The sequence below is a fragment of the Pirellulales bacterium genome, from assembly GCA_036490175.1.
GTDB lineage: Bacteria > Planctomycetota > Planctomycetia > Pirellulales > JACPPG01 > JACPPG01.
The window spans coordinates 12,626-29,269 of record DASXEJ010000285.1 but is presented as its reverse complement, the minus strand read 5'-3'; the positions used below and the strand labels follow the sequence as shown (position 1 = coordinate 29,269).

Genomic DNA, 16,644 nt, shown 5'->3' with positions numbered 1-16,644 from the left:
GAGCGATCTCGAGGCGTTCTTTCAAGGCAGTCCGGCAACCGAAGATCCAGTGGCGCGAGTCGGCCATCCTGAAGCGGCTGAAGCGGTCATCTGGACGTTGAACTTCGACGCCACCGCGATTTATGCAATTCACCCCGTGGGGCCATTCGCGCGAGACGTGTATCAGCTGCTGCGGCAATTCCTCAAGGAGCAACAGCCGATCGGCGTGGAGGGGGGACAGGGCGCCGAGCGACTGGCGGTGCCGGGCCTCATCGCGGGCAAAGTGCGTTTATTCTCTGGCCAGGTCGTGCCGGTGATTCAGCCCGATCCGCGCGGCCTGCTGAATTGGACCACTGGCGCGTTGACCGAGACCGTGATTGAAGCATTATCCGGAATCGCGGGAGTCAATCCCCGCGCTGAAATAGCGAACTTCCTCGATCGCGTGTATTACGAATTCCGCAACCTGGGAATCACGTCGCAAGAACGCGCCCTGAACTATGCCGGTACCGTGGCGCTGTTATTCGGCGACTCGATCCAATCCGAACTGTCGCAGGGCTACCAGCTAGACACGATCGTCGTCCAACGGAGTGCCGTCTGCCGGCCTGAATCCGATTGCTGGGACGTACGGCTGACGTTTTACAATCCCCGCAAACAACTCGAGGAAGCGCGGCATATGCATATGATCCCGATCGACGTAAGCGACGTCATCCCTGTGGCGCTGGCGGATCGCCGCATCTTCTTCGTGCGTTAGTACCTTGCGCCGCGAGGGTTGCGGAGCGCAAGTGCGATGGTGCGCGGCCAAGATAGATAACTGCCCTGAAACCACCAAGGACTCTAGGCCACAAGACCGACCCGACACTCAGCGGTGCCAGTTCTATCGTTGGAAAGGAGAAGTTCGCCATGAAGCTGCCGACCGTTTACGCGGGTGAGTCGCGGGGAAATCCGTACGGGCCGCAACGTTCAGCGGTAGCCTCGCAAATCGCGCCACAGCAGGATTGCCCGACCAACGCCCGGCTGTGCCGCTGCCAACACAGTGATAAATGTTGCGCGCTAAATCAACAATGCGATTGTCCGAGCGGCTTTGCTCGGTGTGTGTAAATGACGACTTCGTGGCACGGCCGATCGCCGTCGTGGCGTAAGGGGCCCTCTGCCGCATTTCACCAACCCAGGAGTGACCGTCATGAGACTTCCCAATCAGCAGGCGACGATGCAGCGACGGGATATCGCCCGCCCAGGTGCCCCGGCCAAATCTGGTTTGGTGCCATCTGGCTGCGACGTTGGTTGTCTGCTATTGCACGCGCCCCAGTGCTTGCCACTATGCCTGACCGGCAATATTCCCGGTTGCATCGCCTGCGTGGCGGCTGCTGGGGCGAATTGTTGTCACTAATTGCCTGGCTCTCCGGCGCGGTGGCGAGAATGCCCAGCACTATCCCTTATTTCAAAAAGGACTATTCGATGAACCTTCCTACTCAATCTGCTCCCGTCGCCCGCATCGCTGTCAAGCCAGATGTCACCCCCTCCGCAGGGATCGCGCCGTCTGACTGCTGCGGAGCGGGCAAGTGCTGCGTGGGTGCCTGCTTGCCATTTGGCGCGGGTTGCGCCGGTATCTGCGTACCCAACATCGGTCAATGCTAAGGTTTTGTGCCAACGGCATACGGCACGCCGGCCGGCGCGCGTACCATGAAGTGATCTAACTGAATCGCATGGCGATTGTCGCGCTGCCACGCACGCGCCGCCGACGGTCTGCGCACTATAACCAGACCTCGGCGGCGGCTCGCGCATTGTGCAATCGTCGCAGACCGGCCGCACGTTGCGCAGTATCGCGATTGCGAGCATGGATGCTTGTAACTTTTATCGCAAGAAAGTCAGCGCCCTGATTCCGGCTTGGCGACTAATTCAAGGACGGTCATCTCGCCATTGTCTGGAACTGTGAATCGCTTCTGGGCCGAAAAATCTGAGCGGCCGTCCGTCTCCTTGGCAGCCTTGGCGCGAACGGCAAACAAATCGATCCAATAGTCACCCGGAGGAATCGGATCGGTTGTGAAGGCGCCATCCGCATTAATGGGAATGGCCTCGAACACGGTGCCGTACCGCAGGCGTTTTCCGTCGCGCCCGGGTTCTTCCTCGGGCCCAAAGTAATTGATCGTCACGTGCGCATGGCCCAGCTTCAAGTCCTCCAACCCGCGCACTTTGCCCGACATCGGTCTTCCCGCTTCGCGTGAAAAGCGGACCGTAGCACGCTTGTTGGATTCAACCGTCACCAACTGCCGATCTGACAGATTAATCAGCATCGTCCGCTCGCCCGTTTCCAGCATCTGATTGCGCTGAACGGCGTATCGGCCTGGCGGCAGTCCTTCGAACATGGTCTCGCCAGGATTCTTTATTAGGCAGTTTGAAAAATGAAAGCGGACCGCGTCGGTGTTCCAAACGATGCCGTCGAACGAGCGAAGCTCGATCATGACCCCTTGTTCGGCCGGCTTACCGGGCAAATCGCAATTTATGGCGAGATTGCCGGGCGGCGGCAATTTGATCTCGATGTTGTCTAGTTGCGGTAGGCTCGACCGCGAGACTACCCACAGTATCGGACTCTCGGCGATCACAGCCAGCCGATTTGCTGGCCCTTTCTCTCGATCGATAAGGAACTCTCCCTTGACGGTCGTCCGTGTCGACAGCGGCTTCGGCGGCCGGCCGTTTGCGGTCGTCAGCACAAACCAAGACAGATTCTCGCCGTCGACAAAGATGCGTTCCTCGCCCAGCAGTAAGACCTCGGCGTTCGCGATAGGAATGCCTTGATGATCGACCACGCGTCCAGCGACGCGGGCTCCCTCGGGCCAATCCGCAGACTTCTCGGCTGTTGGCTCAACGCCGAACCCCATGGCCGGTGCCGCGTATGCCAGCGACGCCATAATCGCGATGGCTGGTGCGGTCGATCGCCATTTCAAATAACGCGCATTCTTAGTTCTCAACTCCAACCTCCCTGATTACGAAAGTTAGATACGAATAAGAGATGCCGGCCGTGCGATGGGCGCCGTCCGATGCCATTTGCTCGCCGCCAAGTGCCGAAAAAAATCAGCGATAGCAACGCGTTACGCTTTCGCGTCCCAGGATTAGTCGCGGCAGTGCGCCGAGCAGCCCACTAGCCTGCCGCAACGAGGATCTTCTCCGCCGCTTGCCGGCCTAGTGTTGTGTCCTGGCCGGCGACGTTGACCGTCACGATGCCCGCCTCGGCGCGGTTGGCTGTCACGCGGCCGACTGCGCCTAACGGCAACCCAGCCTCGCTCAGATATCGCAGGAACTCAGGCGATTGATCGATTACGCGCGCCAGGCGAAACTCGACCCCCACTTCGCATTCTGCCAGCGGTCGGCGAGCCTCGTCGACCAGTGAACCATCGGCCCGTGGAATCGGATCGCCGTGTGGATCGACGGGCGGATAGCCAAGAAACGCGTCGATGCGGTCCACGAGCAGATCGCTGACGGCGTGCTCCATGTTTTCGGCCTCTTCGTGTACCTCGTCCCAGGTAAGATCCAAGGTTTTGGTAAGGAACAACTCGATGAGCCGGTGGCGGCGCAATATCCGCAGCGCTAATGAGTTGCCCGCCGCGGTTAAACGCGCGCCTTCGTAGGGTGTGTAGGTGGCCAGTTCGCTATCGCTCAGCGTTTTGAGCATGCTGGTCACCGTCCCCGGCGAGACGGCCAGCGCTGCTGCCAGCTGGCCTGTGGCGGCGGATTTACCTTCCTGCCCGACGCAGATTTGGTAAATAGTCTTCAGGTAGTTTTCTACTGTCAGGCTAGCCAAGCAATTTCGCTCCAGTTGCCGCGCGATGTTGTACGCCGCGCGAAGACGTCCGGCGGCCGCTCAAGTTACGAAATTCTAGCCCACGTTGGCGCCAGCAAGCAAATGCTCGACGCCGAGGCCCATTGTCGGGCGTGTGACAAAACGGGATCATACAACCCCATAGCACTTGCCGGTACACGGTCAGTCCGTAGATTTCGATTGCCCTATGAATCTCAACCAGCGCGCCGCGAGCCTCTGTCAACGTCTCATCGCCGACGCCGAGCGGCTGCGGGTCAATGTCTCGCACGTGGGCGAGGCAACAGTGATCGATGCCGGCATCCAGTCGCGCGGCGGGCTCGAGGCCGGTCTGGCGGTGGCCGACGTCTGCATGGCTGGGCTGGGACGCATTGGGATCGAACCGACGTCGAGCGTGTGGCCTGGCCCGGCCATCTCGGTTGCGACCGATCATCCGATTGCCGCTTGCATGGCCAGCCAATACGCCGGCTGGCAGATTGCCGAAGGCAATTTCTTCGCAATGGGCTCCGGCCCGATGCGTGCCGCCGCTGGCAAAGAGGAACTTTTTGCGCGCCTTGGGCACCGCGAAACAACGCTCGACGCGGTGGGCGTATTGGAAACGCGTAAGATGCCCTCGCCCGAGGTGATTGCCTATCTCGCAGCCGCCTGCCAGGTCTCACCCGACCGGCTGACGCTGCTGGTGGCACCCACGGCAAGTCAGGCTGGCGGTTTGCAAATCGTCGCGCGGTCGATCGAGACGGCCCTGCACAAACTGCACGAAATCGGTTTCGATTTGACGCGTATCGAAAGCGGTTTCGGGGTCGCACCACTTCCTCCTGTGGCTGTCGATGATCTAGCGGCGATCGGCCGTACAAATGACTCCATTCTGTACGGGGCCGAAGTCACGTTGTGGGTGCGCGGAAGCGACGAAGATCTGATCGCCATCGGCCCGCGCATTCCCAGCAACTCGTCGGAGGATCACGGCCAACCTTTTCGCGCAATCTTCGAGCGCTATGAACGAGATTTCTACCGCGTGGATCGCCATCTGTTCAGCCCCGCCGTGGTGACGTTGATAAATCTCGACTCGGGCCGCACGCATCGCTTCGGCACCCTTCTGCCGGAAGTTATTCAACAGTCGTTCACCACATAAGCGGACAGCGCGTAATGCACTTCGTGGTGTTGGGGTCCCCGACAAGTTGGTATCTGCGCGATCTGACGCGCGCCGCCGGCGATCGACACCAAATCTCTTCAGCTACGTTCCGGCAACTGGTCGTCGCTGCCGAGCCCAATGGACAGCGATGTTCGTCTAGCGGATTGGACCTGACGAAGGTCGACGCCCTGATCGTGCGCACAATGCCGCCCGGTTCGCTCGAGCAGGTCGTGTTTCGCATGGATGTCCTCGGTCGGCTGGAAGCCGAGGGCGTCGCGATTGTGAACCCTCCCCGGGCGATCGAGGCCGCCGTCGACAAATACCTGGCGACGGCACGTCTTGCCGCGGCCGGCTTGCGCGTGCCTCGGACCGTCGTATGCCAAACCGCCGAAGACGCGTTGGCCGGATTTGCAGAATTAGGCAGCGACGTCGTTTTGAAGCCGTTGTTTGGTTCCGAAGGGCGCGGCATCACCAGGCTCACTGACGCCGCACTGGCCGAGCGAGCCTTTCGCATGCTCGAAGGGCTCGGCGCCGTGCTGTACTTGCAGGAGTTCATCGAGCACGAAGGATTCGATTTGCGCTTGCTGGTGATTGGTGAACACGTCCTCGGCATGCGCCGCCGCAACCCGCACGATTGGCGCACCAATATTAGCCGCGGCGCTATGGCCGAGGCTTTTTCGCCCGATTCGTCACTCGTCGAATTGGCCCGCCGGGCGGCCGAGGTCATTGGTGCGCCGTTGGCCGGCGTCGACGTGCTGCCAGGCCGTAACGGGGAGTTCTTCCTGATTGAAGTCAACGCCGTGCCAGGCTGGCAGGCATTGTCCACAGTATCGACGGCCGACGTTGCTAGCCTGGTGCTCGACCTGGTAGCCACGATGACCACCGCCAAACGCAGGTCATGCTAGCGGCAGGCGCGACGACGATTTCGACTTAGTTAATGGTTTCATCCGCCGTTCAATCCCGTCGCTAAATGTCACGTGCAACTATTCAAGCAAATCTCTCGATGTCAGCGTTCAGGCCAGCAGGCCCACGGATATTTCCAAAAACTGCTGGTCGGAATCTTTTCTCAGGTAGTGCTTCCCGGCGAGACGAGCGAAGCAGGTGGTGGTGCCGCACGCGGCCCCACGCGATGCCAGCGGTCGATTCGCTGCATGCTCACCAACGCGAATGCCACGCTCAGGGCAGCCGTCAGCGAAACGTACATGTAAGCCAAGAACACCCGTTCATCCCAATCCTTGAATAGCCAGTGGCCCGAGTAACGCTCCGGGGAAGTGTGATCGGGATTTTCAAACACGGCGTAATCCAGGTTCAGCGTAGGGCTGACCAAAGTCGCAGGGATCAGCTCACGACGAAATCGATGACTGAGGATCAATTCCGATCCTAAGAGCATCGGAACTCCAATGTAGAGTAGCAGCGCGGCAAGGAATGCGTAGGTCGCCGCTTTGACGCTTGTCGTCGTCGAGATCGAACAGCACAATCCCCAGGACGCTGCCAGCATCGCCCCCACAAATACGATCACAACTCCCAGCAGAGCTCCCCTCCACGACGTTACGCCATGCGACACTGCAAGCGCAATAAAGAACAATGGGGCACCCAGCGCAAAGGCCGAACTGCGCACGATCCCCGCTAGTTTGCCCAGCACGATTTGTCGGCCCGACAGCGGCGTGGTCAGCAGGGCGTCGAGCGTGCTTCGATCCCGCTCGAAGGCATAGCTCATGCTCCCCTGCAAGACCATCAATAGCCAGGCAATCACGGCCGTACAGGCGATCACCATGGTGTATTGATGAATATCATGCGTCATTGGCTGCCCACGCTCGATCAGATCTGCCAGGTACAAGACCCACACCGGCGTGCTGACAAGCACGAGTAAGATTAGCGCGAAGATACGTGCCCAGCGCATTCGTCGATGAACGGCGATCGTCTTTACCTCGCGCCAGGCAACGGGGTTGTCCCATACGCGGCGGGCCACCTTCTTGAGCTCGCGCCGGGTTCCGCGCGGAACTCGCTCGCGCGACGCCCATAGTCCCAGGCGCCTCACAACCAGCAGGGACAAGAGCAGCAAACCAATCGTTCCGACGCCGTACACGCCGATGCAATATTTGTACGATTCGAACCAAGGATTGCCGACGCCCGCAGCGCCAAACTGCGGGAGGCTCGCCGTGGCGATGCCCATCGCCGGATTCAAGGCAATGGCCAGGAATGTCGATCCCGTCGTCGGTACAGGGCTGCCTATGTATCGCATGATCACGACCGTGGGGAGCCCGGCCCACACGATCAACAGCACCATGTACGTCAGCACGACCGCCGACAGAACGCGTGCCGCCACGATCGAAACCAACAAGGCGACAGCAGCCGCAAACGCAATCATCACCAGGGTTAGCAGACCCACGGTAAGCAATCCCGACCAGGAAACGCCTCCCAACAACAGACAAAGAAATAGCGAGGGCAAGCCCGTCAGGCCCAACATCCCCAGTTCCATCAGGCGGACCAGGAATTTGCCTGTAATGAGCTCGATGTTCGACAGCCGGCTGAGAAATACCATTTCCAGCACGCGCCGCTCGCGATCGCCTGCAATGCAACCCGCGCAATAGACAGGCGTGATGACCAGCAGCAGGAAAAACTGGCAGATTGCATAGGTACAAAACATCTGGGCGCCGAGTTGCGCCAGCTGTCGGATGCTCTGACGGCCATCGGGCCCAATCGGCTCGGGGGCCACGTACTGGTAAACAATTTGCCCAGAGGACGTGCGCACGGGTCGGGTCGGCCGCGCTGCCGTATCCCATCGAAAGTTGAAATACACGATTGTCAGGACGAGCGAGAGGCCGATCGTGCCCAATGTCCGCGCCACAAACAAACGGCGCCGCCGCGAGCGGGTGCGCAATTCCATCCAAAATACGGGCCCCAGCATCGCACTATCCTGTGGGGATCATCCACGACAGAAAATACGCCTGGGCCAGCGTCAAAAGTCCCACCAGGCATGCCAGCGCCACGCTATGCGGAAAGACAAACCGCAAAATCGCGCCTTCGCCTCCGGTTTGCTCGGTGGCGACGGCCGCCACAACGATGCTCTGAGCATCGATCATTTTGCCCATCACCCCACCTGTGCTATTGGAAGCAACGATGAGCACCGGGGAGAGTTGCAGTTGCTCGGCCGTGATTCGCTGCAGGCTGCCGAAGAGCGCATTCGATGACGTATCAGAACCTGTCAACGCCACTCCCAGCCAGCCCAATAGCGGCGCAAAGAATGGATACAGCCAGCCGGTGTGGGTGAAGGCAAGCCCCAGTGTCGCATCCGCCCCGCTGTACTTGGTGACAAACGCCAGGGCCAGCATGCAAGCAATCGTCAGCAACGCCAACCGCATGCGCCATAGGGTGTCGAGAAACTGCCGCACGAAGGCGCCTGGGCCGATGCGCAGCCAACACGCCGACAGCACGGCGGCCAGAAAAATGCCGGTGCCGGTCGCAGATAACCAATTGAATTCGTAGATCGCCTTTTCCGCGTCAGCCGCGTGTTGGTCACCGGACTGCAATTCCACAACCGGCGCCGTGCGATAGATCACGTTGTGCAGTCCAGGCACGTTCCAAGTGAACTTACTGATGCCGGCCAATAAGTTTGTCCCGCTGGGCGCTTCGCCATTGAGCTGCGCCTTGAACGACGGCCAACCCCACAAAAAAACCATCACCGACAAGAGAGCCCACGGCATCCAGGCATGCACGATTTGCCGCCGCGTGAGAGGCTGCGCGTCCGGCACAATGGGCGGTGCGTCTGGAAAGCGCCACACCTCGGCCGGCTGCCAGAATCTCAGGAATATGGCCAGTGCGACCAGCGATCCTAAACCACCCACGACGTCGACCAGCGCGGGGCCGTGAAAATTCGAGGTAATAAACTGGAGCGTCGCAAAGCTGCCTCCGCAGACCAAGATCGCCGGCCAACACTGACGCACGCCACGCCAGCCCGACATCACCGCCACCAGCCAAGCTGGCACGATGAGCGAAAACAACGGCAGCTGGCGTCCGGCCATCTGCGACAGGAGAATTTCCTTCAATTCCGAAACTTTCGCCAGGGTGATGATGGGAGTGCCCAGCGCGCCAAACGCCACAGGCGAGGTGTTGGCCAACAGTGCGAGCCCCGCGGCATAAAGAGGTGAAAACCCCAGGCCGATCAACAAGGCGGCCGAAATTGCCACCGGAGTGCCAAATCCGGCCGCACCTTCCACGAACGTGCCGAACGAGAAGGCGATCAGCAGCGCTTGCATGCGTTGGTCGGGCGAGATGGCCCTCACCGATCGCTTCACCACGTCGAACTGGCCCGACAGAACGGTGAGGTGAAACATGAAGACTGCCGCCACGACGATCCAGCCAATAGGCAGTAATCCGAACGCCGCGCCGTGGACAGCGGCGGCAAGTGCCGGTTGGAGCGGCATTCCGAATCCAAAGATCGCGACAGCCAGGGCAGCCAACATGCCGACCAGCGCCGCAAGTTCGGCCGCGATGCCCCACACCAACATTCCCAACAGCAAGCACACCGGTGCGGCCGCCAATAGCGTGGACGCCAGCGGCGACCCGAGCGGATCGTAAACCTGAACCCAAGTCACTTAGCGCCTCGTCAAACATGTGCCGAAGTGTGCGGCAGACGTCAACGCCGATGCCGCGTACTCGGCCAACATACTCGACCGTGCAGCGGGTCAGCAAACTGTCGCCACAAGTCGCGCAGTGGTCGAGAATTGCCTGCTTGATGTTCCCACGCGCGACAAATGCATGACGACTCGGCGCACCTTCATGTGGGAATTCGACCGATTATTTCCTTTTGCTTGCGGCGACGCATGCCGGCTGCTCCCTTGGCTGGTGAAGCGTTGCACGCCATCGGGTCCCCAAGATTCCCTGCGATCAACAACGTCTCCCCGTCGTGTTCGTCTATGGTGGCGCCGCGAAATGCATCCGCTCGTCCGCTCGGTGCGTATTGCACCTGCTGGTTTGAGGTTCCTGGTCGCCGGCTTGCGCCATCTTGACCCTTGCGAGCAGAATATCCTGCGACGCATGCAAAAATCTTGATGGATAAATTCTGCGGACTAGGGTGCGACGCGCTTGAGGAAATTGATGTTTAATTTGGTCGCCCATCTGCTGTGTTGAAGAGGCAACGCGTTCATAACGCGAGACCTCTTTTTCGGTCCGTTCCTGCAGACTAGCTACTGCGCGCGGGCGCCGACCATGCGAGCGTACTGTCAGCTGCGGCTACCACGCTAGTGATCGATCACTGATGGCAATGGCATGTTTCCCATTCCCCCAAATCTCGCGGCGGGGGTGCTTTTTGACTGATTTTTTATACTTTTCCGAGGTTTTTCGGAAAAACGTCCAGATTTCGCGTCCGGTTTCCCCTGGTTTTCGCAATTAGAGATATAGAGCGATGGTGCTGATCACACGGCAAGAACGCATGGGAGACTGCTTGTGGTCATTGGTGAATCGTCAAATGACGTCGAAGTTAGGGAACGATACTTGTTGATGTGGGCAGGAAATCCGGCGAGTGGCACGCAGACCGTCCTCGGGCCGGCAACGGTCTATCGGGCGATCGGTTCCAGCTTGCGCATGGGTCCTAAGGAACTGGAAGCCGCGTGCTTCCGTAACAACCTTTGGTGCCGGCGGAAAATCGGGGGACAGTTCAGCCTGCTGTGGACCGAAACCCCGACAATCGTGCATCTCGAGGATTCCTCGAATGGGCAGCGTTGCGCCCTGGGAACGTTCGAGATGGTCAGCATGATCTGCGACACGCTGTACGTCGATCGCGAACACAGTCGTCAGATGGCTCGCTTGGACGAGAGCGTCGGCAAGTGGCGATCCATGTCCGATGGCACGCTCTGGCCGGAGCTCGTCCTGCTGCCAGCCCCGCGCATCGCCTTGAGCGACAGCTCACTGCTCACGGACGCATTAAACGGTGGCGTGACTGGTACAACGCGTGAGAACACTACTTGGCACTGAATTGCGTGATGCCGACGATCGACAGCGCCAGGAATTCGACGCCTAGAACGCGACATCACCGAGCAATGAGAGCATTCTCGACACCGCGCCGCGCGGTGGGAAATCGACCGCTGCCTAGCATTGATCGACCTTCCTTCCGCGTGGCGCGTGTTGACGCATTTGCGTGACGGATCAACCAGCACGCCGCGTGAGCCCTCCGTTGGGACGGAGCGCGCCGCGCGAAGCCCATTTAGCCGTGTGCGCGCTTGGCCCCTTCCGATGCCGCAGCCAGGCAGGCGCGGATATCGTCGATAGGATCCTTGGGCTTCTCTTCATACTCCAAGGCTAGGCAGGCATCGGCCGGAAAATCTGCCTTTCGCAAGGCCCGGAACGTTGCCTCGAGATCCAACTGCCCACGTCCCAGAATCACACCCTGCGCGTCCTTCTTGGGCTCGGCGAAATCCTTGAGGTGGACTCCGTACAGCCGTCCGGCCAGCAGCGTGATGGCGCGCACGGGATCCTCGCCGGCGCGAATGTAATGTCCCAAATCGGCACAAGCACCGATCGACGGATGCCGGCCCTTGATCGCTTTGAGAACGTCGGCCACCTTGTCGTAGCGCGCGCCGGGACCGTGATTATGAATGGCAATGCGGATGTCGAACTCGGCCACCAGCCGATCGAGGCTGTCGAACGAATCCTCGGTGGGATCGGCCGACAAGTTCCTCGCTCCCAAGCGCTTGGCGAATTCAAAGATCTTGCGATTGGCCTCATGGTCACTCGTGAAGGGGCTCACGCCGTGCGAAAGCGTCCTTAGGCCTAGACTTTGCACCTTGTTCTTTACGGCGTCGATCTCGGCCTGCGGGGCCTTTGTGCCGAGATGCCCGCTGGCGAACTCAATCGTCGATACACCTAACTGCTTCGACAACTCCAATGCCTTGTCGACCGGAAAGTCGCGCAACGAATAAGTCTGCATCCCCATGATGAATCCACCGAAGTCGTCAGCCGCTGCCGCTGTACGTCGCGACAGCCCCACCAGCGCCGTCCCGGCACTTGCAGCGGCAATGCCCAAAAAACGTCGCCGTGCCATCGGTCGGCGGGACGGCTCTGCCAGCTTGCGCAGCGACGTAACATGGCCGACAGTATTTCGCATCGACGCTGACGATTTCGACATGTCTCTCTCCATCAAAAGGAAGTGCCGCAGGGTGCTCGACAGGGACTCTGCGCGGCGTGCTATTCAGAGCCGTCACAGGGCCGGACCGTGTCTTGGAGAGTCTAAATTGGCGGGCGAGGGATGCACAAGCGGGCGAAGACGATGCGCTAGGGCAATTCATGCCGACGCTGGCTGCCCATTGATGCCCGCCCTCAAGGATTTCCGCCAGCCAATCGCGCGGCGGTTCGATATTTCTAAATGGCAGATGCCCTTAATGACATCCTCGGCAATACGCCGCCCGGACGAGCGAATAAAATGCGTTGCGCCTAAGGTCACCGCCAAAGGCGTGGACTCGGGCATAGGCTCGGCGGGCGTACCGGGGAAACGTAACTAGCACACGGTTCAGCCCCCCGCAGACGCTTCCGATTGAAAGCCGATTCTGTAGGATCAAGCCCTCGGGACGCATGCTTTAGCCCCTTTTTGCTCGACACAACGCCCGTGAAGCAACTTCCCCAGAATCCACCGCGTATTAAATTAGGGATGTACAAACATCGTGACGCTGCTTCAATCGACGAGCCGTACTCGATAAGCGGCGCTCGATTCCAGACTCAGGACGTGGTCGAGCTTGTTCGAGGAAATCGCCATGCAAATCGATAGTGCTTTCGATGCCAGCGGCGCCACATTGCCGCGCATCGAGGATGAAATCGCCAACAGCATTACTCATGGTATCGGCCTGGCTATGAGCCTCGTCGGATCGGTGGCCATGGTTACCCTGGCCGTCAAATACGCCGGGGCGCGGGAAATCATCGGCTGCTCGATTTACGGCGCGTCGCTGGTGGCCGTGTATGCCGCCTCGACATTGTCGCATGTGTTTCAGCACCCTCGCGCGCGGCGAATCTTCCGCATGCTCGACCAGGGCTGCATTTATCTATTGATCGCTGGCACGTTCACGCCGCTGGCCCTCGAATATCTCCGCGGAGGCTATTGGTGGCTGCTCATGACTGCTATGTGGACCATCGCTTTCTTTGGCTTTTTCTCCAAGGTGGTATGGGCCCATCGCGTCGAAGCGGTATCGACCTACGCTTACGTGTGCATGGGCTGGCTGCCGGTCGTGGCCGCCAAACCCATGATCGAACTCATCCCGTCGGGCTGCCTGTGGCTGATGCTGGCCGGCGGAGCGTGCTATAGCGTGGGGACGATCTTTCTCACCTTCGATCGCAAGGCACTGTACCTGCACGCCGTCTGGCACGTCTTTGTGATCGCCGGCAGTGCGGTGCATTACTTCGCGATCCTCCAATACGTGCTGCCGGCGGCGGCTTAGTCCATCCCGGCTGTGGGACCATTGGTCTGGCGGATGGTTGGCTGGGCGTCGGCATCTCAACGCGTGACGGTGCAGGACCCTCTATTGCCCTCGCGACTAGTCGCGTTGCCCCCAGTGCGGCCCGGGCAAGGCTCGCATGGCGAGGTTGATTGCAGCCTGCACGTCGTTCGGTTATTGTCTAACTGGTGCGAAATACGTGTCGCCGGCGCCCCGTCGTCCGCAAGGTTGCGACGGACCTTTTGGCCACGCCTGCCTTACTCGCTCGATCATGCTGCCGGGGGGCTGCATCCAGTGAGTTGAGTCGGTCGTGGTGTCCACCCGGCCGGCGACATCAAGCGCCAGCATTCCTCCCGTGGCGCGTCGCGAGGACCCGCCCCGGAAAGACCCCAGAGCCTCGCCGACCGTATCTCGAACGACGACATCGCGCAGACGACGCGTCGACCACAGAGCCTCACAGGCAGCACTCGCACGGCGGAAACAAACTCTCCCATTCATTCAAGGAGTTTCGGAAATGAGTCATGACACGAATCGGCGTGACTTCCTCAAGGCCACCACGGCGGCCGGCGTCGGCTTCTGGGCCGCGGCCGGAGCACAGGCCGAGGAAAGCAAGTCGGCCAACGAGCGCATTCGATTTGCTTGTATCGGCGTCGGTGGAAAGGGCAGCAGCGACTCGAAAGATGCCAGCCGCAACGGCGACGTCGTGGCCATTTGCGATATCGACGATAACATCCTGGGCAAGGCCGAGAAGACCTTCGAAGGTGCAAAGAAGTACAACGATTTTCGCAAACTCCTCGATGAGATGGGACCGAACATCGACGCCGTCACGATCAGCACGCCCGATCATACGCATGCCGCGGCCACGCTCATGGCAATGAGAATGGGCAAGCACTGTTACACGCAAAAGCCTCTGACACACGCCATCTACGAGGCACGCCGCCTGGGCGATGTCGCCCGCGAAATGAAAGTCGTCACGCAGATGGGGAACCAGGGAACCGCCAATTTCGGGTTGCGTCAAGCCGCGGCAACGGTGAAGTCGGGCGCGCTGGGCAACGTCAAGGAGGTCCATGTGTGGACCAACCGCCCTGTTTGGGCGCAAGGCGACGGGCGTCCGCCTGAGGCCGAAGTCCCCACCGGCGTACACTGGGATTTGTGGATTGGTCCAGCAGCGTATCGCTCGTATGCCGTTGGTTATCACCCGTTTTCCTGGCGCGGGTACTGGGACTTTGGCACGGGCGCCTTGGGTGACATGGCCTGCCATACGATGAACATGCCGTACATGGCACTCGATCTGCAGCATCCGACGTCGGTCGAAGCGCAAACTTCGGGCCATAACAATGAGACCTACCCGAGTTGGTCGATCATCAAGTTTGAGTTCCCTGCTACCGACAAACGTCCGGCGTTAAGTATGACCTGGTACGACGGTAAGAAGCTGCCTCCGTTCGAACTGTTCGAGAAGGTGAAGTGGCCGACCGAGGCCAACAAGGATGGACCGAAGAAGGACAAGGCCGAGAAGTTCGAAACGGCGATCTCAGGCGCCTTGTTGATCGGTGACAAAGCCTCGCTCTACTCGCCGGGCGACTACGCCGATAAGTTCTACCTACCTGAAGGCATGGAGAAACCCAAGCTCGATCTCGAACGTCCGCCGTACCACTTTACGGAGTTCGCCAACGCCATCAAGGAAGGGAAGCAACCCACGTCAAACTTCCCGAACTACTCCGGCCCATTGACCGAGATCGTGCTGCTCGGAAACCTGGCCGTGTGGAGCGGCAAGAAGATCGACTGGGACGCCAAGGCTTTGAAAGCCACCGGCGCGCCCGAGTTGGACGCCATGATCCGTCCCACCTATCGCGAGGGCTACACGCTTTAGGCAGCGACCAACTCGCGTTCGCGTGACATTCCGATATCAGCAGGCTGCCAGGGTTGGCGCGATCCTCCCTGGCAGCCTTTTGCTTTTGTTCTGGGTTGATGCGTTCTTGCCGAGCGCGATCGTGGCCATTATCGTACCCCTGAATTGAGAGATGCTTCCGTGAAACGACTCCCACGCGTGGCCTTCGTGCTTTTCCTGGCGACCTCGTTCCTGACATTTGCTGCCCTTGGCGGCGCGCGCGCCGACGACTCGGCTGCGGCAGCGACTCTCGAATCGCTCGGCGCGACGGTCAAATTGAACGACGCCAGGCAAGTGACCGGCGTCGACTTCGGTGAGCATCCGGTAACGGATACCGACCTGGCGCTACTCACGCCACTGGGGCAGCTTGAAGCTCTGGCCGTGACCGGTCCGGGCGTGGGCGACGTGCAACTTGCCGCAATCGCCAAAATGGCAAAGCTCAAGGATCTGTCTCTAGAGAACACCAGCGTCTCGGACGAGGGACTCGACAAGCTGGCAGCGTTGAAGGGGCTGAAGTCGTTAAACTTGCGACGCTGCTCGCAGGTCACGAATGCCGGACTGTCGAACGTGGCGAAGTTGTCGCAGCTCGAGCAATTGCACCTGCTTTACACGAACACCGCAGACGACGGGCTAGCCAGGCTGGCGCCGCTCGCGAAGCTGCGCGTCCTCGATTTGCGGGGCTGCGTCGGAGTCACTGATGCAGGTCTGGCGCACCTAACAGCCCTGGCCAACCTGGAACGGCTCAAATTGCGCAATCCAGGTGTCACCGACGAAGGGCTGAAGTCGATTCGCAAGCTCGCCAAGCTGAAGGGGCTGTGGTTGGAGGACACGCGCGTCAGTGACGACGGACTGGCCGAGTTGGAGCCACTGGTGGCACTTGATGAGTTATATTTGCTACGCACCAAGGTGGGTGACGCGGGTTTGGTGCATTTGAAAAACCTCAAGCAATTGAAACGGCTCGAAGTGCGCGACACGGCCGTGAAAGGGCCTGGCTTGGCTGCCGTCGAGGGGTTGAAGAACCTCAAGGTGCTCGACTTCGCCGAAACGTCGCTTACCGATGAAGGCCTTACGCACCTGGTGAGGCTAACCGGTCTGGAACGCCTCGATCTCTGGTCGACGCGAGTCACGGATGCCGGACTGCAGAATCTGAAGGGCATGAAGAACCTGCAGTATCTCAACCTGGAGGCGACCCGGGTGACGGACGCCGGAATTGCGAATCTGGCAGGACTCGCAAATCTCAACACGCTTAGCCTGGCCGGCACCGAGGTGACCGACAACGCGCTCAAGCAATTGCACGACTTGAAAAAGCTTAAGCAACTTGACCTTAGCTTTACACAGGTCAGTGAGGAAGGGATCGACGAATTGAAGCAAGCCGTGCCCGGCCTAAAAGTAACCTGGTAGCAGGCTGCTGATTATC

The 16,644-nt window shown here is 59.9% G+C and carries 13 protein-coding genes; 8 read left to right on the top strand and 5 right to left on the bottom strand.

What is annotated here, in order from left to right:
• The coding region (locus tag VGG64_21640) for a hypothetical protein (protein ID HEY1602220.1) at positions 1-730 on the top strand (730 nt) is incomplete at its 5' end.
• Between the two features lie 429 nt (positions 731-1,159).
• Complete coding sequence (locus VGG64_21635; GenBank protein ID HEY1602219.1) at positions 1,160-1,366, top strand: hypothetical protein; 207 nt, start codon at positions 1,160-1,162, stop codon at positions 1,364-1,366.
• Positions 1,367-1,844: 478 nt separating this feature from the next.
• On the opposite strand, the gene VGG64_21630 is transcribed toward VGG64_21635, so the two are convergent.
• Complete coding sequence (locus VGG64_21630) at positions 1,845-2,945, bottom strand: hypothetical protein (GenBank protein ID HEY1602218.1); 1,101 nt, start codon at positions 2,943-2,945, stop codon at positions 1,845-1,847.
• Between the two features lie 170 nt (positions 2,946-3,115).
• A complete protein-coding gene (locus VGG64_21625; protein HEY1602217.1) occupies positions 3,116-3,775 on the bottom strand; it encodes a metal-dependent transcriptional regulator in 660 nt (219 codons plus the stop codon).
• A gap of 205 nt (positions 3,776-3,980) precedes the next feature.
• Here VGG64_21625 and mch point away from each other — a divergent pair, with 205 nt between their 5' ends.
• Positions 3,981-4,919 carry a methenyltetrahydromethanopterin cyclohydrolase gene (gene mch / locus VGG64_21620; GenBank protein HEY1602216.1) on the top strand — a complete coding sequence of 313 codons (939 nt, stop codon included), beginning with the start codon at positions 3,981-3,983 and terminating at the stop codon, positions 4,917-4,919.
• Positions 4,920-4,933: 14 nt separating this feature from the next.
• A complete protein-coding gene (locus tag VGG64_21615) occupies positions 4,934-5,824 on the top strand; it encodes a RimK family alpha-L-glutamate ligase (GenBank protein ID HEY1602215.1) in 891 nt (296 codons plus the stop codon).
• 161 nt (positions 5,825-5,985) lie between these two features.
• Here the strand turns inward: VGG64_21615 and VGG64_21610 are convergent, their stop codons facing one another.
• Together VGG64_21610 and VGG64_21605 are read right to left on the bottom strand one after the other, a co-directional pair.
• Positions 5,986-7,827, bottom strand: coding sequence for an ABC transporter permease subunit (locus VGG64_21610; protein ID HEY1602214.1), 1,842 nt, complete (start codon positions 7,825-7,827; stop codon positions 5,986-5,988).
• Positions 7,828-7,831: 4 nt separating this feature from the next.
• Entirely contained in the window at positions 7,832-9,514 is a 1,683-nt protein-coding gene (locus tag VGG64_21605; protein ID HEY1602213.1) for a lactate permease LctP family transporter, read from the bottom strand.
• Between the two features lie 850 nt (positions 9,515-10,364).
• On the opposite strand from VGG64_21605, the gene VGG64_21600 reads away from it, so the two are divergent.
• Positions 10,365-10,892, top strand: a complete 528-nt coding sequence (locus VGG64_21600) for a hypothetical protein (GenBank protein ID HEY1602212.1) — start codon at positions 10,365-10,367, stop codon at positions 10,890-10,892.
• 229 nt (positions 10,893-11,121) lie between these two features.
• Here VGG64_21600 and VGG64_21595 read toward each other — a convergent pair whose 3' ends face one another.
• Positions 11,122-12,042 carry a sugar phosphate isomerase/epimerase gene (locus VGG64_21595; GenBank protein ID HEY1602211.1) on the bottom strand — a complete coding sequence of 307 codons (921 nt, stop codon included), beginning with the start codon at positions 12,040-12,042 and terminating at the stop codon, positions 11,122-11,124.
• Between the two features lie 622 nt (positions 12,043-12,664).
• Here VGG64_21595 and VGG64_21590 point away from each other — a divergent pair.
• The 3 genes from VGG64_21590 to VGG64_21580 all read left to right on the top strand — a co-directional run bounded on the left by VGG64_21590 (position 12,665) and on the right by VGG64_21580 (position 16,628).
• On the top strand, positions 12,665-13,342 hold the full coding sequence (locus tag VGG64_21590; GenBank protein ID HEY1602210.1) for a hemolysin III family protein: 678 nt from the start codon (positions 12,665-12,667) through the stop codon (positions 13,340-13,342).
• A gap of 511 nt (positions 13,343-13,853) precedes the next feature.
• On the top strand, positions 13,854-15,209 hold the full coding sequence (locus VGG64_21585; protein HEY1602209.1) for a Gfo/Idh/MocA family oxidoreductase: 1,356 nt from the start codon (positions 13,854-13,856) through the stop codon (positions 15,207-15,209).
• A 159-nt stretch (positions 15,210-15,368) separates the two neighbouring features.
• Complete coding sequence (locus VGG64_21580; protein ID HEY1602208.1) at positions 15,369-16,628, top strand: hypothetical protein; 1,260 nt, start codon at positions 15,369-15,371, stop codon at positions 16,626-16,628.
• Positions 16,629-16,644 lie beyond the last annotated feature (16 nt).